General features: G+C 70.0%; 26 protein-coding genes. 18 read left to right on the top strand and 8 right to left on the bottom strand.

From position 1 onward, the window contains the following. Positions 1-93: 93 nt before the first annotated feature. The 9 genes from IFSED24_RS12560 to IFSED24_RS12520 all read left to right on the top strand — a co-directional run bounded on the left by IFSED24_RS12560 (position 94) and on the right by IFSED24_RS12520 (position 9883). Positions 94-2526: a heavy metal translocating P-type ATPase gene (locus IFSED24_RS12560; protein WP_491331813.1), complete on the top strand. Its 2433-nt coding sequence runs from the start codon at positions 94-96 to the stop codon at positions 2524-2526. Further along, on the top strand, positions 2523-2708 hold the full coding sequence (locus IFSED24_RS12555; protein WP_491331812.1) for a cytochrome oxidase: 186 nt from the start codon (positions 2523-2525) through the stop codon (positions 2706-2708). The genes IFSED24_RS12560 and IFSED24_RS12555 overlap by 4 nt, the downstream gene beginning before the upstream one ends. Next, the gene (gene ccoN, locus IFSED24_RS12550) at positions 2695-5085 is read left to right on the top strand and encodes a cytochrome-c oxidase, cbb3-type subunit I (RefSeq protein ID WP_491331811.1); all 2391 of its coding nucleotides are present in this window, start codon (positions 2695-2697) and stop codon (positions 5083-5085) included. The genes IFSED24_RS12555 and ccoN overlap by 14 nt, the downstream gene beginning before the upstream one ends. Beyond that, the gene (locus IFSED24_RS12545) at positions 5086-5280 is read left to right on the top strand and encodes a hypothetical protein (protein ID WP_491331810.1); all 195 of its coding nucleotides are present in this window, start codon (positions 5086-5088) and stop codon (positions 5278-5280) included. After that, positions 5277-5852: a cbb3-type cytochrome c oxidase N-terminal domain-containing protein gene (locus IFSED24_RS12540; RefSeq protein WP_491331809.1), complete on the top strand. Its 576-nt coding sequence runs from the start codon at positions 5277-5279 to the stop codon at positions 5850-5852. Before IFSED24_RS12545 ends, IFSED24_RS12540 begins: the two co-directional genes overlap by 4 nt. Further along, positions 5849-7234, top strand: a complete 1386-nt coding sequence (gene ccoG / locus IFSED24_RS12535; protein ID WP_491331808.1) for a cytochrome c oxidase accessory protein CcoG — start codon at positions 5849-5851, stop codon at positions 7232-7234. Before IFSED24_RS12540 ends, ccoG begins: the two co-directional genes overlap by 4 nt. Continuing rightward, positions 7234-7362, top strand: coding sequence for a hypothetical protein (locus tag IFSED24_RS12530; RefSeq protein ID WP_491331807.1), 129 nt, complete (start codon positions 7234-7236; stop codon positions 7360-7362). Before ccoG ends, IFSED24_RS12530 begins: the two co-directional genes overlap by 1 nt. A gap of 254 nt (positions 7363-7616) precedes the next feature. After that, positions 7617-8792 carry an HNH endonuclease gene (locus tag IFSED24_RS12525; protein ID WP_491331806.1) on the top strand — a complete coding sequence of 392 codons (1176 nt, stop codon included), beginning with the start codon at positions 7617-7619 and terminating at the stop codon, positions 8790-8792. 197 nt (positions 8793-8989) lie between these two features. Beyond that, positions 8990-9883: a YitT family protein gene (locus tag IFSED24_RS12520; protein WP_491331805.1), complete on the top strand. Its 894-nt coding sequence runs from the start codon at positions 8990-8992 to the stop codon at positions 9881-9883. Positions 9884-9948: 65 nt separating this feature from the next. Here the strand turns inward: IFSED24_RS12520 and IFSED24_RS12515 are convergent, their stop codons facing one another. After that, the gene (locus IFSED24_RS12515) at positions 9949-10476 is read right to left on the bottom strand and encodes a YeeE/YedE thiosulfate transporter family protein (RefSeq protein ID WP_491331804.1); all 528 of its coding nucleotides are present in this window, start codon (positions 10474-10476) and stop codon (positions 9949-9951) included. Then, positions 10469-11068, bottom strand: coding sequence for a YeeE/YedE thiosulfate transporter family protein (locus IFSED24_RS12510; RefSeq protein ID WP_491331803.1), 600 nt, complete (start codon positions 11066-11068; stop codon positions 10469-10471). Before IFSED24_RS12510 ends, IFSED24_RS12515 begins: the two co-directional genes overlap by 8 nt. Positions 11069-11244: 176 nt before the next feature. Here IFSED24_RS12510 and IFSED24_RS12505 point away from each other — a divergent pair, with 176 nt between their 5' ends. The 5 genes from IFSED24_RS12505 (at position 11245) to IFSED24_RS12485 (ending at position 15417) form a co-directional block, all read left to right on the top strand. Further along, the gene (locus IFSED24_RS12505; RefSeq protein ID WP_491331802.1) at positions 11245-12126 is read left to right on the top strand and encodes a YitT family protein; all 882 of its coding nucleotides are present in this window, start codon (positions 11245-11247) and stop codon (positions 12124-12126) included. Positions 12127-12267: 141 nt separating this feature from the next. Further along, positions 12268-12690 carry an STAS domain-containing protein gene (locus IFSED24_RS12500; RefSeq protein WP_491331801.1) on the top strand — a complete coding sequence of 141 codons (423 nt, stop codon included), beginning with the start codon at positions 12268-12270 and terminating at the stop codon, positions 12688-12690. Positions 12691-12746: 56 nt separating this feature from the next. Beyond that, positions 12747-13445, top strand: a complete 699-nt coding sequence (locus IFSED24_RS12495) for a deoxynucleoside kinase (RefSeq protein WP_491331800.1) — start codon at positions 12747-12749, stop codon at positions 13443-13445. Beyond that, a complete protein-coding gene (gene add / locus IFSED24_RS12490; RefSeq protein WP_491331799.1) occupies positions 13442-14548 on the top strand; it encodes an adenosine deaminase in 1107 nt (368 codons plus the stop codon). Before IFSED24_RS12495 ends, add begins: the two co-directional genes overlap by 4 nt. After that, positions 14545-15417 carry a purine-nucleoside phosphorylase gene (locus tag IFSED24_RS12485; RefSeq protein WP_491331798.1) on the top strand — a complete coding sequence of 291 codons (873 nt, stop codon included), beginning with the start codon at positions 14545-14547 and terminating at the stop codon, positions 15415-15417. The genes add and IFSED24_RS12485 overlap by 4 nt, the downstream gene beginning before the upstream one ends. Here the strand turns inward: IFSED24_RS12485 and IFSED24_RS12480 are convergent. The 4 genes from IFSED24_RS12480 to crcB all read right to left on the bottom strand — a co-directional run bounded on the left by IFSED24_RS12480 (position 15401) and on the right by crcB (position 17505). Beyond that, the gene (locus tag IFSED24_RS12480) at positions 15401-15985 is read right to left on the bottom strand and encodes a DUF2179 domain-containing protein (protein WP_491331797.1); all 585 of its coding nucleotides are present in this window, start codon (positions 15983-15985) and stop codon (positions 15401-15403) included. The genes IFSED24_RS12485 and IFSED24_RS12480 overlap by 17 nt on opposite strands. 104 nt (positions 15986-16089) lie before the next feature. Next, the gene (locus IFSED24_RS12475) at positions 16090-16680 is read right to left on the bottom strand and encodes a carboxymuconolactone decarboxylase family protein (RefSeq protein WP_491331796.1); all 591 of its coding nucleotides are present in this window, start codon (positions 16678-16680) and stop codon (positions 16090-16092) included. A gap of 95 nt (positions 16681-16775) precedes the next feature. Beyond that, positions 16776-17108, bottom strand: coding sequence for a DUF190 domain-containing protein (locus tag IFSED24_RS12470; RefSeq protein WP_491331795.1), 333 nt, complete (start codon positions 17106-17108; stop codon positions 16776-16778). Between the two features lie 16 nt (positions 17109-17124). Next, positions 17125-17505 (bottom strand): fluoride efflux transporter CrcB, encoded by a 381-nt coding sequence (gene crcB / locus IFSED24_RS12465; protein ID WP_491331794.1) that lies wholly within the window; start codon positions 17503-17505, stop codon positions 17125-17127. Between the two features lie 88 nt (positions 17506-17593). Here crcB and IFSED24_RS12460 point away from each other — a divergent pair, with 88 nt between their 5' ends. From IFSED24_RS12460 to IFSED24_RS12445, 4 genes are all read left to right on the top strand, one after another. Beyond that, entirely contained in the window at positions 17594-18853 is a 1260-nt protein-coding gene (locus IFSED24_RS12460) for a hypothetical protein (protein WP_491331793.1), read from the top strand. Between the two features lie 85 nt (positions 18854-18938). Then, positions 18939-19775, top strand: coding sequence for a hypothetical protein (locus tag IFSED24_RS12455; RefSeq protein ID WP_491331792.1), 837 nt, complete (start codon positions 18939-18941; stop codon positions 19773-19775). Between the two features lie 94 nt (positions 19776-19869). Beyond that, complete coding sequence (gene tpiA / locus IFSED24_RS12450; protein ID WP_491331791.1) at positions 19870-20637, top strand: triose-phosphate isomerase; 768 nt, start codon at positions 19870-19872, stop codon at positions 20635-20637. A 99-nt stretch (positions 20638-20736) separates the two neighbouring features. Beyond that, positions 20737-23364, top strand: coding sequence for a M16 family metallopeptidase (locus IFSED24_RS12445; protein ID WP_491331790.1), 2628 nt, complete (start codon positions 20737-20739; stop codon positions 23362-23364). Here IFSED24_RS12445 and IFSED24_RS12440 read toward each other — a convergent pair. After that, the gene (locus IFSED24_RS12440; protein ID WP_491331789.1) at positions 23361-24161 is read right to left on the bottom strand and encodes a FecR domain-containing protein; all 801 of its coding nucleotides are present in this window, start codon (positions 24159-24161) and stop codon (positions 23361-23363) included. The genes IFSED24_RS12445 and IFSED24_RS12440 overlap by 4 nt on opposite strands. Beyond that, a complete protein-coding gene (locus IFSED24_RS12435) occupies positions 24158-24769 on the bottom strand; it encodes an RNA polymerase sigma factor (RefSeq protein ID WP_491331788.1) in 612 nt (203 codons plus the stop codon). The genes IFSED24_RS12440 and IFSED24_RS12435 overlap by 4 nt, the downstream gene beginning before the upstream one ends. Positions 24770-24805 lie beyond the last annotated feature (36 nt).

Raw genomic sequence — 24805 nt, 5'->3', positions numbered from 1 at the left:
TCCGATATACTTTTTGACAACAAGAGAGAAAATGTCTACTTTCTCGCTTGTTTGCAGCGACTTACGCCCGCCGCCGGCATGTGAAAGGCCCCCATGTCCGCGTCCACGGCCGACTGGTCCCAGCCCCACGACTCCGCTTCCGGTTCGGCAGCCGCCCGGGCAGCCGCCCCGACGGTCTGCGTGCACTGCGGCGGGGATCTCGGCTCGTTCCACGACCCCGCCGACGGCCCCTTCTGCTGCCGCGGCTGCAAGGCGGTGTACGAGCTGCTCCAGGCCGAGGACCTCGGGCGCTACTACGACCTCCGGCAGGGCGCGCAACCGCCCGCTCCGGTCCTGCGCCCCGACAGCTTCGGCTGGTTCGACCGCCTCGTCGAGGAGCTCCCGGCCCCCGTGTGCGAGGATGGCCCCTGGCGCCTGAGCATGGACCTGCAGGGCGTGCATTGCGCCGCCTGCGTCTGGCTCCTGGAGGAGCTGTTCCAGCGCGAGGCGGGCGGGGTCAGCCTGCGGATCAATCCGACCCTGGGCACGGTGGACGTGGTCTGGGATCCCAAGCGTGGCGACCTGCGCGCCTACCTGGCCACCGTGGAGCGGTTCGGCTACCGGTTGGGACCGCCGAGCAAGATGGGCGACCGCCGCTCGCGCGCGCTGCTGGTGCGCATGGCCGCCACCATCGCCCTGGCCCTCAACGCGATGATGCTCAGCCTGAGCTACTACTTCGGGCTCTCGCCCGCGGACGGTCTGCTCTACACGGTCTTCGGCTGGCTCGGCTTCGCGCTGGCCTCGGTGGCGGTGGCCCTCGGCGGGGGCGTGTTCTTCCGACCGGCCTGGGCGGGCCTGCGCCGGCGGGTGGCGCACCTCGACCTGCCCATCTCGCTGGGCATGCTGCTGGCCTACGCCGGCTCCACCGTGGCCTTCCTGCGCCACGGCCCCGAGGCGGCCTACTTCGATACGCTCACCATCTTCGTGGCGCTCATGCTGGTCGGGCGCTGGGCGCGCGAGCACATCCTCGAACGCAACCGCAACGCGCTGCTCGACGCCTCGGGCGCCGAGCACCTCACCGCCAAGCGGCGCACCGCGGCGGGCCTGGCCGCGGTGCCGGCGGTGGCCCTGGAGCGCGGCGACGAGCTGTGGATCGCCCCGGGCGACCTGGTCCCCGTGGACGGCGTGCTGCTGCGCCGCGACGCCGAGGTGGCGCTGGACTGGATCACGGGCGAGTCCGACCGCGTGTCCTACGAGCCCGGCCAGGTGGTGCCGGCGGGCGCGTTCAACACCGCCGACCACGGGTTCGGGTTGACCGCCACCGAGGGTTTCGCCACCAGCCGGCTGCAGCAGCTCCTGCGCGCGCCCGGCGGCGACTCCGCCGAGTTCCGGCCGCTCTGGTGGCACCGGGTCGCCACGGTCTACGTGGTCGCGGTGCTGGCCGCGGCGGCGCTGGGCCTGGCGCTCTGGCTGCCCAGCGACGCGGACACCGCGCTGCGGGTGGCGGTGGCGGTGCTGGTGATCACCTGCCCCTGCGCCCTGGGCCTGGCCACGCCGCTGGCCGAGGAACTGGTGCACCACGGCCTCAGGCGCCGCGGCGTGCTCCTGCGCACCACCGACTTCCTCGAGAAGGCGCTGCAGGTGCGCACGCTGCTGCTCGACAAGACCGGCACCCTGACCCTCGACGAGCTGTCGTTGACCGACAAGAGCAGCGAGGCCCTGGCCGTCCTGCCGCCGCGTGCGCGCGCTGTCCTGCGCGAGATGGCCACGCGCAGCAACCACCCGGTGAGCCGGGCGGTGGCGCGGGCGCTGCCGGCCGAACCTGGCGAGGCGGGCCCGGCGCCGGCCGCGGTCGACCGGCTGGTGGAGACGCCTGGCCGGGGCCTGACGCTCGACCTGGACGGCGTCCGCTGGTCCCTGGGCCGCGACGACCGCATGCCCGGACGCACCATCTTCGCCCGCGACGGCGAGCTCCTGGCCAGCCTCGACACCGAGGAGCGCCTCAAGCCTGGCGTGGCCGACGAGCTCGACCGCCTGCGCACCGCCGGCTACGACGTCCACCTGCTCAGCGGCGATGCCCCGGCCAAGGTGGCGGCCATGGCCCTGCGCCTCGGCCTACCCGCCGACCATGCCCGCGGCGGCCTCGATCCCGAGGCCAAGGCGGTCTGCGTGCGCGCGCTGGATCGGCGCGACACCATGATGGTGGGCGACGGCCTCAACGACGCGCCCAGCTTCGCCGCCGCGCTCTGCGCCGCCACCCCGGCGGTGGACCGCCCGGTGCTGCCCGGCAAGGCCGACTTCTACTTCTTCGGCGACGGCCTGGCCGCGCTGCGCTGGTCGCTCCAGGCCGCACGCCGCCTGCGCCAGGTGGTGCGCACCAACCTGGTGCTGGCCGTGGCCTACAACCTGGTCGCCCTGGTGCTGGCGCTGGCCGGCCTGGTCACGCCGGTGATCGCGGCGATCCTGATGCCGCTGAGCTCCATCGGCGTGGTGGGCCTGACCGCCTGGCGGCTGGCAGAAAGGCGGCAGACGTGGATGTCGTCGTGATCCTGATCTTCATCAGCCTGGTCCTGGTCGGCGCCGCCGTGGCGTTCTTCGTGTCGCGCCTGCGCGGCGGCGATTTCGACCACGGGGCCCGGCTCTCGCTTCTTCCCCTGCAGGACGACACGGGCCCGACGCCCGCGCCGTCACCCTCAACCCAGGAAGGTTCCAAGGATGGCAGCAGCTGAGTCCCGCCTGCGCACGGTCGTCTACGACGACGACGTCTGCCGCGCCTTCTCCCTGGCCACGGTGGTCTGGGGAGCGGTCGCCCTGCTGCTGGGGGTGATCGTCGCCACCCAGCTCTCGCACTGGCAGGCCAACCTGAACACCTCGTGGCTGAGCTTCGGCCGCCTGCGTCCGCTGCACACAAACGCCGCGATCTTCGCCTTCGTGGGCAACATGATGTTCGCGGGCATCTACTACTCGACGCAGCGGCTCCTGAAGACGCGCATGGCGTCCGACGCGCTGAGCTGGTTCAACTTCTGGGGCTGGCAGGCGATCATCGTCGCGGCGGCGATCACGCTGCCGCTTGGGCTGACCCAGGGCAAGGAGTACGCCGAGCTGATCTGGCCCATCGACATCGCCATCGCGGTGGTCTGGGTGGCGTTCGCGGTCAACTTCTTCTGGACCATCGCGCGGCGCAACGAGCCCAACCTCTACGTGGCGATCTGGTTCTACATCGCCACCGTGGTCACCATCGCGGTGCTGCACATCGTCAACAGCCTGGCGCTGCCCACGTCGCTGACCCACAGCTATCCCATCTGGGCCGGCGTGCAGGACGCGCTGGTCCAGTGGTGGTACGGGCACAACGCGGTGGCCTTCTTCCTGACCACGCCGATCCTGGGCATCATGTACTACTTCCTGCCCAAGGCGGCCGAGCGTCCGGTCTACAGCTACCGGCTGTCGGTGGTGCACTTCTGGTCGCTGGTCTTCATCTACATCTGGGCCGGCCCGCACCACCTGCTCTACACCGCGCTGCCCGACTGGGCCCAGACCCTGGGCATGATCTTCAGCCTCATGCTCTGGGCTCCGAGCTGGGGCGGCATGCTCAACGGCCTGCTCACCCTGCGTGGCGCCTGGGACAAGCTGCGCACCGACCCGGTGATCAAGTTCTTCATCGTGGCGGTGACGTTCTACGGCATGAGCACCTTCGAGGGGCCGCTGCTGTCGATCAAGTCGGTGAGCGCGCTGGGGCACTACACCGACTGGATCATCGGCCACGTCCACGGCGGCGCGCTGGGCTGGAACGGCTTCATGGCCATCGGCATGCTCTACTGGCTGGTGCCGCGGCTGTGGTCGACCCGGCTGTGGTCGGTGCGCCTGGCCGAGGTCCACTTCTGGATCGCCACCGTGGGCATCCTCATGTACATCGTCTCCATGTGGGTGAGCGGCGTGTCGCAGGGCCTGTTCTGGCGCGCGCTCGACGCCGACGGCTTCCTCAAGTACCCCGACTTCATCCAGGGCCTGGTGGCCTCGCGGGCCATGTACCAGATGCGCCTGATCGGCGGCCTGCTCTACCTCGTCAGCTACGTTCTCGGGGTGATCAACCTCACGGCCACCATCCGCCAGGGCGCGCGCAGCGTGGTCGAGGTGCAGGTGCCGGCGCTGGTGAAGGAGTCGGCGGCGGGCGCCCGCTCGCTGTTGACCAGCCCGCCGGTGCTCTTCTCGATCCTGGTCATCGTCCTGGCGGTCTGGCTGGGCATGGCGAACCTGCTGGCGAGCCCGCTGGTGCTCGGCCTGCTCTGCGTGGCGGTGGCCGCGGCGGGCCTGTCGTTCGCCCTGAACCGCGACCGCTGGGCGCGCTGGCACGACCTCATCGAGCAGAACGGCTTCGTGTTCACGGTGCTGGTGCTGCTGGCCATCCTGGTGGGCGGCGTGGTGCAGATCGTGCCCACGGTGATCATCTCGGGCAAGGTGCCGGCCCAGGTGGCGGCCTACCAGGAGGAGCTGCGCGCCGCCGACGGCGTGGAGACGGACCCGGCGCTGGCCGAGCAGGCCAAGTGGCTCCAGCAGCCCTACAGCCCGCTCGAACTCGCCGGCCGCGACCTCTACATCCGCGAGGGCTGCTACACCTGCCACAGCCAGATGATCCGACCCCTCCGCCACGAGGTCCTGCGCTACGGCGAGTACTCGCGCCTCGAGGAGTCGCTGCTCGACCATCCGTTCCAGTGGGGCAGCAAGCGCACCGGCCCCGACCTCGCCCGCGTGGGTGGCAAGTACGCCAACCTCTGGCACTACCTGCACATGATGGATCCGCGCTCGACCTCGCCCGAGTCGAACATGCCGTCGTACCACTGGCTCAAGGACGGCCGCATCGATCCCGACGAGGTGGTCGGCAAGATGCGGACCATGGTGGCGCTGGGGGTGCCCTATCGCGACCAGGACATCCTGGACGCCGCACGGACCATGCAGAGCCAGGGCGCGCTGATCACGGCCGACCTGGCCACCGAGTCGGTGGCGATCGCCCCGGACAGCGAGCTGGTGGCGCTCATCGCCTACCTGCAGCGTCTGGGCCGGGGGCCGCAGCCGCTGCAGGCCGACCCTGTGGCCGCGGGAGGTCGCTAGATGTTCCAGGAGTATTTCGCCGGCAGCAACCTGCTGGTCTGGCCGCTGATCGGCCTGACGGTCTTCGTGCTGAGCTTCGTGGCCGTGATCTTGTACGTGGTCTTCGGGCTGCGGGATCCGCGCAAACGTGACCACATCGCCGCCCTGCCCCTGGATGACGGTCCGGGCGCCCGGGAAGGAGGGTCCGCCGAATGAGCAACGAACAGGACAAGGTGCGCGAGCACACCTTCGACGGGATCCAGGAGTACGACAACAAGCTGCCCAACTGGTGGCTGTGGACCCTCTACGGCTCCATCGTCTTCGCGCTGGCCTACTGGCTGGTGGTGCACACAATCGCGGTGTCGGACACGCCGCACGAGGCGCTGCAGAAGGAGATGGTCGCCGCGGCCGAGGCCCAGCTCGCCCGCGCCGCCGAGGGCGGGCTGACCGACGAGTCGCTCGAACTGATGGCCACGATCCCCGACCGCGTCGCCGAGGGTCGCGCGCTCTTCGAGCAGTACTGCGTGGTCTGCCACGGCAGCCAGGGCGAGGGCGGGGTCGGCCCCAACCTCACCGACAATTACTGGCTCCACGGTTCTCGCCCGCTGGACCAGCACGCCGTGGTCACCAACGGCGTCCCCGCCAAGGGCATGGCCGCCTGGGGCAACCAGCTCGGCCCGCGCCGCGTGGAGACCGTGGTGGCCTACGTGCTCACCCTGCGTGGCAAGGGCGTGCCGGGCAAGGCCCCCGAGGGCGAACTGGTCGAACCGTCGGAGGGCGGCGAGTGAGCGAAGCCCGCCGCCCCGATCTCGACACGGTCTACACCATCAACGCCGACGGCTCGCGCAACTTCCTCCACCCGGCCGACGTGCGCGGCCGCTGGCAGGTCCGCAAGAACGTGGTCTGGCTGATCCTGCTCGTGGTCTACCTGGGCCTGCCGTTCGTGCGCATCGGCGGCCACCCCGCGGTGCAGTTCGACATCGCCCGGCGCACCGCCCACCTCTTCGGCGGCACCTTCACCAACCAGGACTTCCATCTGTTCTTCTTCCTCCTGCTGGGCTTCGGCCTGACGCTCTTCGTGGTGACCAGCCTCTGGGGCCGCGTCTGGTGCGGCTTCGCCTGCCCGCAGACCGTGTTCATGGAGGGCGTGTTCCGCCGCATCGAGCGCTGGCTCGAGGGCCCGCGCGGCGAACGCATCCGTCGCAACCTGGGCCCGACCACATTCGACAAGATCTGGCGCAAGGGCCTCAAGCACCTGGTCTACGTGGCGCTCTGCTGGCTCTTCGCCCACGTGTTCATCGCCTACTTCATGCCGGTGGAGAATCTGCTCGAGGCCATCGGTCGCCCGCCGTCCCAGCACATGGCCGCGTTCGTCTGGGGTCTGGCCTGGACCGTGGTCCTCTACTTCGACTACGCCTGGTTCCGCGAGCAGACCTGCCTGATCATCTGCCCCTACGGCCGGCTCCAGTCCACGCTCATCGACCCCGACACCATCATTATCGGCTACGACGAACAGCGCGGCGAACCCCGCAGCCCCGCCACCCGCGAGGGCGGCGACTGCATCGACTGCCTGCGCTGCATCCAGGTCTGCCCCACGGGCATCGACATCCGCAACGGCCTGCAGATGGAATGCGTCGGCTGCTCCAACTGCATCGACGCCTGCGACGCGGTCATGGACAAGATCGGCAAACCCCACGGGCTCGTCCGCTACGACAGCCAGCGCGGCTTCGAGGGCGGCCGCCGCGTCCTCTTCCGCGCCCGCTTCCTCATCTACCTGGCAGCCTTCGTGCTGGGCGTGGGCTTCTTCGCCTGGCGCGCCGGCCAGCGCACGTTCTTCGAGGTGAGCGCCCTGCGCCCCCAGGGCCTGCCCTACACCCTGGTCGACGGCGGGGTGCGCAACCTCTACACGCTGTACGTGACCAACAAGAGCGAGTCGTCGCGGACGTTCCTGCTGGCACCGGCCGACGACGCCGTGGTGCTGGGCGAGGCGGCCACGTTCATCATCCCGCAGGAGTCGGTGCGGCTGGCGCCCCTGGCGGATCGGCAGCTCCCGGTCTTCGTTGTCGTTCCCCGCACGGAGTACACCGTGCCGGTGGATTTCCACTTCACGGTCACCGACTCGGCCTCGGGCGAGGCGCGGTCGGTGGGCGTGCGCTTCCGGGGGCCGTGATGCGTCGGTGGCTGCACGACAATCCCTGGGTCTGGATCGTGGTGTTCTTCGCCGTGATGGTGGCGGGGAGCCTGGTCACGGTGGTGATCGCGGAACTGAACAAGCCGGTGGTGGTGCGGGAGGGGTAGGGGGAGCGTGCTCCGTGCCTTGCGCCCTGTGCCTCCCGCCCTGTGCCTCCCGCCTCCCGCCTCCCGCCTCCCGCCTCCCGCCTCCCGCCTCCCGCCTCCCGCCTCCCGCAATAACGATTCCGAATTTATTCCTCGCTAAAATCCAAGCCAATTTCCTGTCAATCAACATTTCAACCTTGCGTATTCGCCATATGTTCGCTATATTGATGCCAATCACCTCCCGGAAAAGACCACCCCTCAAGACCCACCAAACCTTGCCCGCCGCCCAGGTGCACCAGCGCCTGCGGACCGCCATCCGGCACGCCGACAATGCCCAGGGCGAGGCCGCGATCTGGTTCACCGAAGTGGCCAATCGCCGCCTCTATCGGGACCTCGGCCACGCCGGACTCGAGCAGTACGCTAACGAGGAGCTCGATTTCTCCCCCAACCGATTCGCCCAGTTCCGCCGTCTCGCCGACGATCTGGTGAGACTGCCGGCCCTCCGCGAGGCCATGGAGTCCGGTCGCCTGGGCTGGACCAAGGCGCAGCTCGTGGCCCGGGCAGCCACGCCGAGCACGGTCGACCGATGGCTGGCGCGCGCCTGCCGGCTGGGTCGGCGCGAGCTGGCTCGTCAGGTGCGTCACGAACTGGAGCTGGCGCGTCAGCGGCGGGCCCGGGCGCGGTCGGGGCAGCTGATGCTGGCTGCGGAGACGGCGAAGGTCCAGGGTGACGCCGGAGCGGTCGCGCCGCCGCCGGCGAGGTCGACCATGGCTGGCGCGGTGGTTGCACCTCAGGCGCCGAGCGAGCCGTCGCCGGAGTCCCGACTCACCGCCGCCGATCCTCCGACCACCCTGAGCTTTCGCCTCGATGGCCTCCAGCGCGCACGCTACGAGGCGCTGGTCGAGCGCCTGCGCAAGCAGGGCCATGGCGGCTCGCGAGAGGAGCTCTTGCTCGCGGCGCTCTCGGCGCTGGTCGAGGCCGAACACGGAGCGGTTGTCGCCAGCAAGGGCCCGGCGGTCCAGATCGTCCTGCAGCGCTGTCCCGATTGCGAGCGTACCGTCGCCGTGACCGGGGCCGGGCCGCGGGTCCTGGGCCGCGCGCAGGCCGAGGCGGCGGTCTGCGATGCGGTGGAGACCGATCCGGTGACGGGCCACAACCGGCAGACCGTCCCGCCGGCGGTGCGGCGTCGGGTGCTGGTGCGCGATGGGTTCCGGTGCCGGGCGCCGGGGTGCCGGGCGGTCTCGTTCCTCGAGGTGCATCACGTGGTGCCGCGGCATCGAGGCGGATCGAACCGGCCGGAGAACCTGCTCACACTCTGCGCGCGCTGCCATGCCTTCGTGCACGAGCGCGGAGTGGCGTGTGCCGGCGCAACGGCGCAAGGTGCTGTAATGAATAAACTTGAGACTGGCGAGAATGGAACTCGACAGGTGGCGCGGGAGGCGGAGTCGTGATCCCGATCGCGGGCTTCGCCTCTGATTGACCCGTCGGCCCGGCGAACCAGCTCGGCGAGAACATATCCATGACCAGGCTCCGCCACTCCCCATGGCGTGGCCCGTCGCCCCGTGCCTGGAAACGCCCACCATTCCCGCTTGCCCCGCCCAGGCTGCGCAACCACCCTTGGGCCGAATCGTCATCCGGAGGTGTTCCCGTGTCCCAGTTCCGTCGCACCCTCTTCGCCAGCGCGCGGCCGTTCTCGCGCGAGTGGCTGGCCAACAACGCCTGGGTGATCGCGGGGTCGGTCGTCATGGCGGCCGGCTACAACCTGTTCATCATCCCGCACGATGTGGTGCCGGGCGGTATCATCGGCCTGGCCCAGCTGATCAACCACCTCACCGGGCTGCCGGTGGGCATGACCGCGCTGGTGATCAACGCGCCGATTCTGGCGGCGGCGTCGCGGGTCATGGGGCCGGGGTACGGGGCGAAGACGGTGCTGTCGATGGTCGTGGGTAGCGCGGTCATCGATCTCCTGGCGGCCTGGCGAGGGGTGGAGCCCATCGTACCCGACATCCTGATCTCCACGGTCTTCGGCGGGGTCGTGATCGGGGTGGCCGTGGCCATGATCATGCGGGGCAAGGCCAATGCCGGCGGCACCTCGCTGGTGGGGCAGCTCCTGTCGCGCATGACGCGGGTGCCCACGGGGCGGTGCATGCTCTATGTCGATGCGGTGATCGTGCTGGCCAGCGTGGTGGTGTTCCGCAACCTGGAGGCGGCGCCCTACGCCATCGTCGGCATCTTCGCCATCTCGCGGTCGGTGGATGCGGTGCTCAACGGTCTGGAGGCGAGCAAGGCGCTCATGATCATCAGCCGGCGTCATCAGGAGATCAGCGAGGTGATCCTCGGCGGCCTCGACCGCGGTGGGACCGTGCTGGCGGGGCACGGGCTTTTCCGGCCCGAGGAGGAGCGGCGGGTGATCTTCACCGCGCTGAGCCGGCGCGAGACGGTGGCGCTGCAGAAGCGGATCCGGGACATCGACCCCGACGCCTTCTGCATGGTCTTCGACACGGCCGAGGTGCTGGGGTCGGGCTTCAAGCCCTGGCGGTGAGCTGGCCCGCGCCGCACTCCGGCCGCGGACGAGGCGGTCGGAGTGCGGGGGGCAGAGGAGTGGGGTCAGACGCGCTTCTGCTCGAAGAGCCGGAACAGGAGCACGATGCCCACGATCATCACCGGGATGACCAGCCAGGGCGTCACGCCCAGGACCGACGGCAGGGTGATCTTGCCCAGGTCGCCCCAGGTCAGGACGCTGGTCTTCAGGGCGGGGTAGGCCTCGGCGTAGATCGCCGCGCCCACCAGCATGCCGAGCACCGCGAAGACGGCGTGCCAGCGGCCCTCGCCGATGGCGCCCACCGAGGTGCCCGGGCAGTAGCCCATGACCGCCCAGCCGGCGCCGAAGAGCAGCCCGCCGATGAGGTTGGCGCCCACCAGGGTGCCCTTGATCCCGAACGACACCACGCCCAGGCTCACCAGCAGGTTGATGCCGATCATGCCGACCACGATGGCCGAGAGCATGAACTTCAGGATGGTCATGTCGCGCAGGAGCATGGCGCCCACCTGCTTCTCGTAGCGCAGGACGCGGCCCTGCTGCAGCAGCGCTCCGAACAGGGCGCCGGTGATGAGGCCCAGGATCTGCTCATTCATGGTCGACCTCCGGGAGGCTGGTGTTGCGGTAGAGGAGGCGGGCCACCAGGACGCCCGCGGCGAAGAAGCCGATCATGGCGAGGAAGCCGCTGATCGAGAGCTGCATCAGGCCGCTGAGGCCGTGGCCGCTGGGGCAGCCGCCGGCCAGGCGCGCCCCGAACATGGCCACGATGCCGCCGAGGAAGGCGCCCACGGCGCGGATGCCGACACTGCCGCCGAAGCGTTCGAGCCAGTACGGGGGCACGGCTTCCAGCTTGAAGCTGCCGTCGAAGCGCGAGGCGACGAAGGCGCCGAGCAGGATGCCCACCAGGAGCATGAACTGCCAGTCGATCTTGACCTTCTTGGACTGGAAATAGGCGTTTTCAGCGACGTGATCGGGGGCCACGGTCTGCTCGACCAGGCCGGCCGAGCGGACGAACGTGGTGGAGGCACCGAGGTACTTGGCCTTGCCCAGGGTCTGGGTCGAGACCAGGACCGAGGCCGTGGCGAGCAAGCCCACCAGCGCGCCGGCGATGTAGGGTCTCCAGGATCTTGGCATCGGGGTTCTCCTTGACTCGGTCGTTGGTGAAACAGAATCAAATGCTGTCGGCAAGATATATTAGATTTCTAAACAATGCAACAAGTGAATATGAGGGGAGCCTCCGTGCCGGGCAGTGGTGCCACGGCCGGGCCCGAAAGGGCGACCACGGATTTTTCTGGATCCCCGCCGTGCATGACCACCAACATTGGGGCTCGCGCGCGTTCACGACCTCGCCCAGGAGAGCACCCATGAAGAAGATCCTCGCGCCTTCCCGCCCCTTCTCCCGCACCTGGTGCTTCAACCACCTGCGGGTCCTGGTCGGCGCCGTGATGGTGGCCGGAGGCTTCAACCTCTTCGTCATCCCCCACGACGTGGTGCCCGGCGGAGTGATCGGCATCGCCCAGATCCTCAACCAGCTCACCGGCTGGCCCGTGGGGCTGATCACCCTGGCCATCAACCTGCCGCTGCTCGTGCTGGCGTCGCGGTTGCTGGGGCCGCAGTACGGGGTGAAGACCTTCTTCGCCATGCTGATCATCGGCGTGGGCGTGGACGCCTTCGCGCACTGGCGGGGCACCGAGCCCGTGCTGGCCGACGTCCTGGTGTCGGTGATGTTCGGCGGGCTGAGCATCGGCGGCGGGATCGCGCTCATCCTGCGGGGCAAGGGGACGCCGGGCGGCACCCCGCTGGTGGGGCAGCTGGTGGCGCGGATGCTGCGCATGCCCGTGGGGCGCGCCATGTTCTACACCGACACCGTGGTCATCGGCAGCGCGCTGCTGGTCTACCGCAATCCCGACCTGGTGGCCTACGCGCTGATCTGCCTGTTCGCCATCAGCCGCACCGTGGACCTGGCGCTCAACGGCCTGGAGGCGAGCAAGGCCATGCTGGTGATCTCGGAGAAGCACGCCGAGATCCGCGACACCGTGCTGCACGGGCTCGAGCGCGGGGGCACGTACCTGTGCGGCCAGGGCCTCTTCCACCCCGACGAGGAGCGCCGCATCATCCTCACCGCGCTGCAGGTGCGCGAGGCGGTGGCGTTGCAGCGGCAGATCAAGGACATCGACCCGGCGGCGTTCTGCATGGTGTTCGACACGAGCCAGGTGATCGGAGAAGGCTTCCGGCCGTGGCGTTGAGGTCGCCCCGGGATCGAGGGCGTTCGTCTCGGGGGAGGTCGGAAGGCAGAAGGGCCGTGACGAGGTGCGACGCGATGGCGTAGATATGGTAGGATCTTCGGGATACGTGCCTCCAACCCTCCGGAGCTCCGGGAGATCCAGATGACCGCCGACGCCACACGCCCGCCGATCCTGCTCATCCGCACCGAGGGGACCCTCGGCAGAAACGTCGAACTGCACCTGCTCGACCCCGACAGCGACACGCGCCTCATCGCCTGCCGGGACGGTCTCGACTCAGGCGAGGACCTCGAGACCCTCGTGCGGGTGGCCGCCATGGCCCAGACCCACTTCCAGGACGTCATCGTCGATCTGAAACGGGTGAAGTGGCTGGACTCCACGGGACTCGGCTGGCTCGTCGGGCTGGCCAGACAGCGCAAGCAGCAGGGCGACGCGGTGGCCCTCGCCGGCGTCAACGAACGCATCATGAAGCTCCTGGAGGTGACCTCGCTCAACCTGGCCCTGCCGAGCCACCCGACGGTCGCTGCGGCCGCGGCGTCGCTGCGGGCGCCTAACAGCGGCAGCTAGTCTTTGGGCTTACCCTGCGCTATCATGCCCGCCACGACATCCACCCGGGAGGACCCATGGCCCGCAGCTTCCGCCAGCAGTTCGGCCTGCGCCAGCAGCCCAAGACCCCGTTCTACGTCTCGGTGGCCGGCAACATCGGCGTGGGCAAGAGCATGCTCACGCGGCTCCTGGGCCAGAGCTTCGGCTGGCCCATGTACTTCGAGCCGGTGATCAACAACCCCTACCTCGACGACTACTACCAGGACATGGCCCGCTGGAGCTTCCACCTGCAGGTCTATTTCCTGAGCCAGCGCTTCGAGGTGCAGAAAAAGATCCAGGACCACGGCGGCTCGGCGGTGCAGGATCGCACCATCTACGAGGACGTGGAGATCTTCGCGCCCACGCTGCACCGGCGCGGCGCCATGGACCGGCGCGACTACGACAACTACCGCGAGATCTTCCGCAACATGACCGCGTTCCTGCAGGCCCCCGACCTCATCGTCTATCTCTGGAGCCGGCCCGAGGTCACGCTGGAGCGGATCCAGCAGCGTGGTCGCAAGTGCGAGAACAACATCCCGCTGGACTTCCTGCAGGATCTGCACGCGGCTTACGAGGACTGGATCGAACGCGCGCCGGCGCTGTGTCCGGTGGAGGTCATCGACACCGAGCAGGTCAACCTGCGCGACGACACCAAGGCGCAGTCCGACCTGCTGCAGCTCATCGCCGACTACCACCACGACAAACACGCCCGCCAGAGCGGGGAGGAGCCCGCGTGAACTATCGACCCAGCGACCTGTTGCGCGGTGCGGCCATCCCCGACGCCGTCCTGCGCGCGCTGCCCAAGACCGACCTGCACTGCCACCTCGACGGTTCGCTGCGGCCGGGGACCTTCCACGAGCTGGGCCGCCACTGCGGCCTCGACGTGCCCGACGATCCCGACGAACAGCGCCGCCTCTTCTACCCCGACGACCCCGCCACCAGCCAGCAGGAGTTCCTCGAGTACTTCGAGCACACCTTGCGCTGCCTGCAGTCGGCCGCGCACCTGGAGCGGGTGGCGCGCGAGGTGGCCGAGGACGCGGCGGCGCTGGGCGTGCGCGTGCTGGAGGTGCGCTTCTGCCCGCTCCTGCACCGGCGCGAGGGGCTCACGGCCGACGGCGCCACCGATGCGGTGCAGCGCGGGCTGGCCGCCGCCGCCGCGGCCACCGGCATCAAGGCGGGCATGGTGATCACCGGGATCCGCACCATCGATCCCGACCAGAGCCTGGAGCTGGCGCGGCTCGCCGTGGCCTGGAAGGGCCGCGGCGTGGTGGCCTTCGACCTCGCCGGCGCCGAGGCCGGCCAGCCGGCGGCGCGCCACCGCGAGGCGTTCTACCACGTCATGAACAACAACCTGCCGGCCACCGTCCACGCCGGCGAGACCTTCGGTCCCGAGTCCATCCACATGGCGATCCACCGCTGCGGCGCCAAGCGCATCGGCCACGGCACGCGGCTCGAGGAGGATCCCGACCTCATGGACTTCGTCACCGACCACCGCATCCCGCTGGAGATCTGCCTGACCAGCAACGTGCGCTCGGGCGTGGTCGCGGAGGTGGGACGCCACCCGCTGCGCCGCTACCACGAGGCCGGCCTGCGCGTGTGCCTGAACACCGACAACACGCTCTTCGCCGACACCGACATGGTGCGCGAGCTGCGCCTCGCCGTGGACACCTTCGACCTGACGCTCCTGCAGCTCGAGGACATCCTGCTCGCCGGCTTCAAGAGCGCGTTCCTGCCCGAGGCCGAGGCGCGCGTGCTGGTGGAGTCGGCGCTCCGCGACTTCGCGCGCATCCGCGACGAACACCAGCTCGACGACCTGGTGGGCGGAGGAGGTTTGTCATGAACCAGCGCCTCGGGCTCCTGTCCGACCGCTGGCGCCCACGCGTGGCCGAGGCCGTGGCCTTCCTCTCCGGGCACGGCTTTCAGGGCGAGGTGGGTCTGGTGCTGGGCAGCGGGCTGGGTAATTTCGTCGACCGCATCGAGGGCGCGGTCGCCGTGCCCTACGGCGAGATCCCCGGCTACCATTCCACCAGCGTGGCCGAGCACGTGGGCCAGCTCGTCCGCGGTACCGCGGCGGGCGTCCCGGTGATCGTGATGCAGGGCCGCCTGCACCCCTACGAGGGCCTCGACCCCGCCGAGACGCTGCTCCCCACGGCGGTGCTCGCCGCGCTGGGCGTGGGCACCGTGGTGGTCACCAACGCCGCCGGCGGCCTGAACCGGCTCTACAAGCCCGGCGACCTCATGATCATCCGCGACCAGATCGACCTGCACTGGCACGATCCCTTGCGCGGCCTGCTCACCGATCCTCTCGGCGCGGCCGGTCGCCAGGTGGGGCGCCTGCCGGGTCCCCTGCATTTATACGACCACCGCCTGTGCCGCGCCCTCGCCGAGGCCGCCGCCGCCGCGGGCGTCGCCGTGCACCAGGGCGTCTACGCCAGCATGTGGGGTCCCACCTACGAGGCCAAGGCCGAGATCGGTCTGTTGCGGCGCGCCCACTGCGACGCGGTCGGCATGTCGACCGCGCCCGAGGTGGCGCTGCTGCACGCGCTGGGCGTGAAGGTGGTGGGACTGAGCTGCATCACCAATCCGGCGCGCGAGACCGGCCAGCCCGAGCTGTCGCACCAGGACGTGGTGGAGGTGGGCGCCATGGTGCGCGAGCGCGTGGCCGAGGTCCTGCTGGCGGGATTGCCGCGGCTCACTTCCGCTTCGTGATCTTCAGCGCGTCGGGGAGCGCCGGGAAGGCACGGCGCGGCCGCGAAGTCGCCGCGCGACCGGCCTGCCTGATGTCGTTGACCGTGCAGACCGCCTCGGGATCGATGCTGGCCACGATCCGCAGCAGCGACGGCACCTTGCGGCGGCGCTCGGTGATCAGGAGGATCTCCACCGGCTCGGTCACGTTGGCGATGCCCGCGATGCAGGTGACGTCGTAGCCCAGCTTGCGCAGCTGGCGAGGCAGGTCGAGCGAGGCGTCGTGGTGGAGGATCCGCACCAGCTCCAGGCCCATGGCGAGCTTGGCCTCGAGCCAGCTGCCCACGATGTTGCCGGTGGCGAAACCGCCGGCGTAGGCCACGGTCAGGTACCAGGTGTCGAGGTTGCGGATCACCTGGCCGGCGGCGAGCAGCCAGATCAGGATCTCGAAGAAGCCCAGCAGCGCGCCCAGGTAGCGGTGCCCCTTGAAGACCAGGATGGTGCGCAGCGTGCCCAGCGAGACGTCGGCCACGCGTGCCAGGAAGATCACCGGGACCAGGAGCATCGGGTGCATCTGCAGGAATTCGATCAAGAGCGGTGCCTCCGGGCCGTGACGCTGGACGACCATCGCCAGTCAGGCGCAAATATCCACTCTCGCGGGCCGGCCGCCAGGGAAATCGACACCTCTGGCGGGCCTCAGACGTGCTTCCCGCGCTCCCAGCCGTCGGCCACCAGCCACTGCCGGCCCGATTCCTCGGCGCCGTCCTCGAGCGTGGTGGCCATGCTGTCGTTCCAGCGGTTGAGGTAGCCGAAGAGCGCGATCACGCCCAGCAACTCCACCACCTCGCCCTCGTCCCAGTGCGCGCGGACCTTCTGCTGGAGCGCGGCATCCACGCCGTTGGGCACGGTGGAGGCCGCCAGGGCCAGGTCCAGGGCGGCGCGTTCGGCCTCGCTGAACGCCGGGTGGGTGCGGTAATCCCAGATGTTGGCGAGTTGCTCGGCCTCGGCCTCGTACCGCTCGGCGGCGCGGATGGTGTGGGCCTGGCAGTAGCGGCAGCCGGCGGCGTGGCTCGCGACGTAGCCCACCAGGCGCTTGAGCGCGCTGGTGACGCGCCCCTCGTTGGCCATGACCGCCTTGTTGAGCGCGATGAACGCGCGGGCGATGGCCGGTCGGCGCTGCATGGTGAGCACGCTGTTGGGGCAGAAGCCCAGGGTCTCGTCGAAGAACGCGGCGAGGCGCCGGGTCTCGGGATCGTGGTCGGGGGGCAAAGGGGGGACGAAGGGCATGGCTGGACGCTCCCGGTTCGAGTGTGTGCCGGCACACAGGGTAGGGATGGTCCGCGGGTACGGCATCCGGGCCGGGACGGCCCGCAGCGAGGCGCTCAGTCTTCTTGCGACGAGCGGTAGATCAGGACGTCAACCTCCTCCACCGTCACCAGGCCCTCCCGGATCTCGGTGTCCAGCCACGGCAGCAGGTCTTCGATCTTCCCGGCTTCGTCCACGATGTCGATCACCAGCGGCAGGTCCTCGCTCAGCCGGAGGATCTTCGCCGTGTGCAGCAGGCTGTTGGCGCCGAACCCGGCCACGCCCTTGAACACCGAGGCTCCGGCCAGCCCGCGCCGGCGCGCCTCGTGCAGGATGGCCTCGTAGAGCGGTCGACCGTGGGGGTCCTTGTCCCGTTCGCCGATGTAGATCCTCACCCGACGTGCCTTCATGGCCTTGCCTCCAGGTCTACAGCGATTGCGCCATGGCCAGTCCCGCGAATACCAGGGCGATCCCCAGCACCGTCTGGACGGCGACATTGAGCAGCGCGGCGGCGATCTGGCCGCCCTGCAGCAGGGTCACGGTCTCGAACGCGTAGGTGCTGAAGGTGGTGAAGGCGCCCATGAAGCCCGTGAGCACCACGATGCGGGTCTGCGGCGAGAACCCCACCCGGCCCTCGAGCCAACCCCAGACCAGTCCGAACAGCAGGCAGCCCACCAGGTTCACCACCAGGGTGCCCAGGGGGAAGCGCTCGCCCGCCAGGCGCTGGGCGACGCCCGCGAGCCCGTAGCGGCAGAGCGCGCCCGCGCCGCCGGCGCAGGCCAGGAGCAGGAGATTCAGGCGTGTCATGCCGCCATCATGGACCCGACCGCCGGCGTAGGCAAGGGCGGGGTCGGTGGGCTATACTCGCGGCGGTCTGCAACCGAGGGAGAGCCGCTTGCCCAGATCCAAGCCCCTGACGCGCACCGAGGTCCTGGTCGTGGTGGCCGTGGCGATGCTGGCGCGGCTCGCCGCCGCGGTGGTCTTCGACCTGCGCGGGCTGGCCCAGCCGTACGGCGAGCCGTGGCTGATCGCGCGCAACCTCCACGCGGGCCACGGGTTCGCCTTCGACTGGTACGGGCTGGTGCCCGGCGGCGAGGTCGGCTCGTTCCTGCCGCCGCTCTATCCCTGGCTCCTGAGCCTGGCGCTGGACGTGACGGGCGGGCGCGGCCTGCCGGCGCTCTACCTGGCGCAGGGCCTGAACATCTTCGTGGGCGCCGCCACCTGTCTGCTGGTGGCGCAGCTCACCGCGCGGGCTTCCCGACCCGTGCCGGCGGTGCCCGCGGCCAGCGTCTGGCGCCGGCTCCTGGACCGCCGACCGCTGCTGGCGGGCCTCGTCTGGGCGCTCTATCCCCCCGCCCTGGGACACGCCGCCGCCGCGCACACGCCGGTGCTCGAGGGGTTCCTGCTCATCCTGCTGGCCTGGCTCATGCTGCGCGGCCTCGACACCAGCCGCTGGACCTGGCCCGTGGCCGCCGGCGTGGCGCTGGGGCTGCTCGTGCTGGTGCGGCCGTCGCACGGGCTGGTCTGGCTGGCGTGGAGCGGGCTCGTGCTGTGGCGCGGCCGGTTGCGGCCGGCGGCGTTGCGGCCGGTGGTGGTGACGGCGCTGGTGGCGGCCGCGGTGGTGGCGCCCTGGACCGTGCGCAACGCGCGGGTCCATGGCGCGCTGATCCCAGTGGCCACCAACGGCGGCTTCAACTTCTACCTCGGCAACAATGCGCAGATGTCCGGCGACATCCCGCCCCTCGACCACTTCTTCCGCGACTTCGCCCCGGGCGAGCCGGCCACCTGGCGCGCGCGCAGCGAGGTCGAGCGCGACCGGGCGTTCTATGCGCTGGGCCGTGAGCACTGGCACAAGCGGACCGGACAGGCGTTGCGGGGCGCGGGCAACCGGCTCCTCTCGTACGCGTTCTTCCGGCCGTACCTCCTGGTGGCGTATCCGCGCTGGCTGGCGGTGATCTTCATCGGCTCGTATCTGGTGGTGCTGCTGCCGTTCCTGTGGGCGTTGCCGCGGGCGCGGGGGACGGTGGCGGGCTTCTCGCTGGCGGCGCTGGCGGTGACCGGGCTGGTGGGCATGGCCTACGTGGTGAGCATGCGGTTCCGGGCTTCGGTGGAGCCCTTCCTGGTCGTGGTGGCCGCCGCACGTCCGGACGCGTAGCCCGGGGCAGGATTCACCCAATTGTCGGGTCGGACGCCGGGCGGTATGCTCGCGCGTGGCTGCGCCACGGACGAGAGGGGATGCCATGCCTGCCGGCAAGCCTTACTGGTGCCTGCTGCTGATCCTGGTGCTGCTGCCGGCCTGCGGCGGCGACGAAGACGACGCCACGGGCGGCGGCACGCCCACCGCCGTGATCCCCGACGCGCTCTCGGCGCTCTACGGCGAGTACGATCTCACGGTCCAGGTCGAGTACACCTGGCTCGCCAAGGGCGCGACCGAGACCTTCACCCGCCCCGGCTACGTGGCCATCCGCGCCAGCGAGCCGGGGGTGGTCAACGTGCCGCCAGGGACCAATCTGCCGGGGATCCCGCCCGAGGAGGTGATGTTCGGGGCGGCGTATGTCCAGAATCCGGTGTCGATATCGATCGGCACCACCGATTTCTCCCAGCACGGCGACTGCGGGCTGAGCACCATGGTGCGCATCGGACTGCCCATCGGCGATCCGTACCTCTACCGCTACGACGGGTGCGATGCCACGGCCGACACCAAGAGCGCCAGCGACGCCTTCAACTGCGTGCCGCACTTCTACGGGTCGGCCGAGAGCTACGACTCGGTCAACCTGGTCTACTTCATGAACACGGCCGGTTTCGATGGCCAGGGTCTCACCACCTTCGCCGGCTACCTCGCCGACGACCACACCGAGGAGGCCGCCGCCGCGAACCAGGCGTTCGTGCACTTCGTCCACGAGTGGTTCGGGGAGATGGACGACATCTTCATCTTCCGCGAGGGCATGACCTTCAGCCTGACCGTGAGCGGCACCCAGATCAGCGGCAGCTTCCAGGGGATCGCGCGGTCGGCCACCGCCATGATCATGGAGGATCTGTCGGTCTTCGCCCAGTTCGCCGGGACGCGGAGCCCCTGAGTCCGGGCTGAATGTGGACAAGGACGGCCCTGGGTGGCATATTCTCGCGGGTTCGAGCCGTTGCTCAGGAGATCCGACGAGAGGATGTGCCGTCATGCGTCGCTACATGGTCGCGGGAAACTGGAAGTTGAACCTCGGACCGGCCGCGGGGGCCGCCCTGGCCGCCGCCGTGCAGGAGCGGCTGGCCGGCCGCACGCTCGCCGGCGAGGTGCTGGTCTGTCCGCCCTACGTCACCATCCCCGCCGTGGCCGCCATCGCCCAGGGCCGACCGCTGCTGCTGGGCGCGCAGGACTGTTCCGACCAGGACCAGGGCGCGTACACCGGCCAGGTGTCGGCGGGGCTACTGGCCGAGGCCGGCTGCAGCCACGTGATCGTGGCGCACAGCGAACGCCGCCAGTACCAGAAGGAGACCGACGCGCTCTTCGTGGCCAAGATCGACCGCGTCCAGGCTGCGGGCCTGACCGCCATCTTCTGCTTCGGCGAGTTGCTCGCCGAGCGGCAGGCCGGGCAGGCGACCGACGTGGTCAAGGCGCAGCTCGAGGGCGTGCTGCCGCATCTGGCCAACGCCAATCCCGCCAACCTGATCCTGGCCTACGAGCCGGTCTGGGCCATCGGCACCGGCGAGACCGCCACGCCCGAGATCGCCCAGGAGATGCATGCTGTGAGCCGCGAGATCACCAGCAACATCATGGGCATCGACGTGGCCGGCGAGATCCGCATCCTCTACGGCGGCAGCTGCAAGCCGAGCAACGCCGACGAACTGTTCGCGCTGCCCGACGTCGACGGCGGGTTGATCGGGGGCGCGAGCCTCAAGGCCGACGACTTCGTGGGCATCGTCGAGGCGGCCGAACGCACTCACTGACGTGCACGGGGGAGGCCGGTGGTGATGAGACCGGCCTTCCCGTACTGACCAAGATCGCCACACGGGCGTCATCATCGCCCGGTGCGCCTGGAGTCATTCATGTTGCGCTTCTCGACGCTGATCGTTGTCGTGATCGCCGGTCTGGCCGGTCTGGCCGGCGTGGCCGCGGGACAGGGGGAGACCTGGCTGTCCCAGCAGCTCGAGCCGGTCTACTACGAGCCGCCGCAGGGCGTGGAGACCCTGGAACTGGACAACGGGCTCACCGTGGTGCTGCTGCCCAATCCGGCGCAGCCCATGGTGGGGATCTACTGCCAGGTGAAGGTGGGGTCGGCCCGCGAGGATTTCGCCACCAGCGGCATGAGCCACATGCTCGAGCACCTGCTGTTCAACGGCACCGAGAAGTACACCCAGGACGAACTGTACGCCGCCGCCGACCTGGCGGGCGCCTACAACAACGCCCACACCACCGACTTCTACACCGACTTCATGATGGTCCTGCCCTCCGGGAAGATCGAGACGGGTCTCGACCTGCAGTCGCAGATGCTCTTCCACTCGCTGATCCCCGCCGAGAAGTTCGCCAAGGAGCAGGGGATCGTGCTGGGCGAGCTGGCGCAGAGCCGTGACCGCGGCGACCGCTTCGCCGAGACCACCCTGCGCCAGGCGCTGTACGGCGGCACCAGCCTCGAACTGCCCACTCTCGGCACCACGGCCACCATCGCCGCCATGCAGCGCGACGACGTCCACGCGTTCTACCGGCGCTGGTACGCCCCCAACAACATGATCCTGACGTTGGCCGGCGGCTTCGACCGCGACCAGGCGCTGGACCTGATCCGCCAGTACTACGGGAGCGTGCCCCCGCGGTCGTTGCCCGCGGTCGAGCTGGTGCCCGCGCCCCACCTGGAGAGCACGGTCACCCTGGTGCGACGCGGCGGCGGCCAGCGCAAGTTGACGCTGGCCTTCGAGGCGCCCGATTACGGCTCGCCCGACTACTTCGCGTTCCTGGTGGCCAGCGAGCTGCTGACTGCCCCGGGGTCGGGCATCCTGAGCCGTGCCCTGGAGGACCTGCCTGCCGAGGAGCGGCCCGACCTGGACCTCTGGTGGCAGGCCGCACCGGGCTTTGCGCACCTGATCCTGGACTTCGGCCTGCCCGCGGAGTTCGATCCCGCGCCGCTGTACCGCCTGGCCCAGGACGCGGTGACGGCCACCCTGGAGCTGGGGTTGCAGGACGACGACCTGGCCGAGGTCATGGCCATGCAGCGCACGCGCACGCTGAAGGAGCGCGAGCAACTGCGCATGACCGGGATCTACATCGCCGAGCCCCTGGTTCTCGGCGGCCCCGATTTCCTGGTCTCCAGCCTGGCCCGGCTGTCGGCCGTGACCACCGACGACGTCGAACGCATGCTGCGGACCTGGCTGGTGGATCGGCCGTGCCTGGCGCTGCTGGTCGAGCCGGCGGCGGCGGACGAGGCCGCCGTGGACGCACCGACCGCGGCAGCCTCGGTGCAGCGTTCAGAACTGCCCAGCGGCGCGGTCCTGGTGAGCCAGACGAGCCCGGGCAGCGAGCTGATGGCGATCCACGTCACGGTGCGCGACCGCGCGCTGCTGGACCGTCGCTACAGCCAGCCCGGGGCGCTGAACCTGGTGCACCACCTGCTGGCCTACGGGGTCAGCGGCTGCGACGAGGCGTGCGTGGCCATGCGGCTGCGGCGCCTGGGCGCCGAGGTCAAGGCCTTCGACGACCCTCGCTTCCCCATGGACGACTACTACACCAACGGCCGGTTCAGCTTCATCCGCATCGAGTGTCCCGCCGAGAACGGGGCGGCGGTGCTGGCTCTCCTTTCCGAGCTGGTCCAGCACAGCTCGTTCACCGGCGAGGATCTGGACAAGGAGCGGTCGGACCAGCTCGGCCTGCTCCGCCGTCGCGAGCAGAGCGCCGGCTGGCAGGCTCGCCGGCTCCTGGCCGAAGGCCTCTACGGCGACCACCCCCTGGCCCAGCCCGCCGAGGGCACCGTGGCCTCGGTGCAGGCCGTGAAGTACGACGAGCTACGCAGCCTCTATCGCCACGCCTTCGCGCCGTCCAACCTGATCCTGGCGGTGGTCTCGCCTCACGATCACGAGGCGCTCAAGGACATGCTGCCGAATCTGTCGGCGAGCGGCGGCAACGGCGCGCCGACGCTGCCTCCCCTGACGGCGACCGCGGCTCCGGCCCGCCTGACCTACACCCTGGACGGACCCATGGCCGCCGTGCGCCTGGGCGCGATCCGCCAGGTGGATCCGGCCGACAGCGCCGCGCTCGAGCTCCTGATGGCGGTCCTCTCCGAACGCCTGGTCATGGACCTGCGCGAGGGCCGCGGGCTCAGCTACAGCGTGGGTGCGGCCCTCGATCTGTTCGGCGACATGGCGGTGTTCTCGGCCTGGCTCAACCCGCCCACGGCGCGCCTGGCCGAGGGCGAGCAGGCGCTGGCGGCCGCGCTGCGCGATTTCGACGTGGCCTCCATCACCCAGGAGGAGCTGGACAAGGTTCGCGCCGCGCGCCAGGGCCGGCTGCTCATGCGCCGGCTCGACTCCATCAGCCGCGCCTACTACCTGGCCATGGCCGAGCTGGACGGTGACGTGTCGACCTACCTCGGCGAGATCGCGAGCTACGACCAGGTGACGCTCGCCGACCTGCAGCGCCAGGGAGAGTTCTTCAGCGAGTTGCCGCTGGTGACGGTGGTGGTGGACTAGTTCTCGGGCGCCGGCAGGACCCCGCCGTCGGCCATCATGGAGAGCTTCATGCGCTCCATGCCGTCCAGGGGCAGCGCGCCCGAGACGGTGCCGTCGGGGTAGACGTAGAACTTGGTCTCCGGCTGCATGGCGGTGGTGCTGCCGTCGTGACGGTTGGTCACCGTGGCCGACCCCTCCCACAGGCAGACGCAGGTCCGGTCCTCCTCCTGGAACACCGCGAAGGTGGTGCCCAGGATGCGCGCCTCGGCCTCGGCGGCGACGACCCGCAGCGGGACCAGGAGGCCCTCGCCGCCGGTGGTGCCGTAGATCTCGCCGCTCAGCACGGTGATCACCACCTCGTCGGGATTCCAGCGGCGCGGGCCGCGCGGCAGCTCGATGGTGGTGGCGGGCAACATGCGGAACCGGAACTGCTGGCCGAGCTGCAGCTCGAGTTCGCTCTCGGGGCCGGTGGTGACGGTGGCGCCGGTGGTGATCAGGCCGCTGGTGGGCGCGCCGTGGACGCCCTCGGCCACCACCACGTCGGTGACCCGGAAGAGCGCGCTGGGACCGCTGCCGTACTGCCAGATCCCCAGGACCGCGAGCAGGATGACCGCCGCGGCGGCCAGGGGCACCCAGAAGCGCGACCGCGGGCTCACCGTGGTCCGGGGCTCCGGCGCTGCGGCGGGCGCCTCGGCAAGGAACGCGGCCCGGGCCCGCTGGCGGGCGGACGCCGACGCACGCACGGGCGGCAGCGTGTTCAGCGCCGCGAGGGCCCGCTGCTCGTCCGGGGTACGGTTCATGTCGTCCTGACGACTCATGACTCGGCCTGCTCCTGATCAAGGTGCCGCCGGAACGCCTTGCCCAGGCGCGCCACGGCACGGCTGTGACGCTGGCGGACGGCGTCGGGCTTGGCGCCCAGCACCTCGGCCACCGTCGCGGTGTCCATGTTCTCGTAATCGCGCAGCAGGATGATCTCGCGGTCGGCGTCGGCCAGTTCGGCCAGCGCCTCGCGGACGGCTTGATGCTCCTGCTGCCTGACGAGCAATTGCTCGGCGTCCTCCTTCTCGTCGGCGATCACCGCGAGGTGGTCGCCGGCCAGGGCCACGTTGCGGGCGGCATCCTTGTGCTTGCGGCTGCGCCAGTGATCGCGCACGCAGTTGGTGGCGATGGTGAAGACCCAGCCGGTGGGATCCCGGTCGGGGTCGAGCCGGTCCAGGGCGCGGTTGAGCCGCAGGAAGACCTCGTGGGTGAGGTCCTCGGCCAGATGCGCGTCCTGGAGCAGTCGGGCCACGTGGCCGTGGATCCGGTCGTAATAGAGGTCGAAGAAGCGCTCCAGGGCCGCGGCCTCGCGGCGGCGTACGCGCTGCAGAAGCTCCCGCGGGACGGCGGCTTCGGCGGCGTGTTTCCTGGGCTCCTGGGGCGACATGCTGGGCGATGACCTCTTGCTGCTTACTACGGATTC

Source organism: Candidatus Latescibacter sp. IFSED24, from assembly GCF_058273205.1.
The sequence above is the reverse complement of the archived record's forward strand: the minus strand, read 5'-3'. Positions and strand labels throughout refer to the sequence as shown.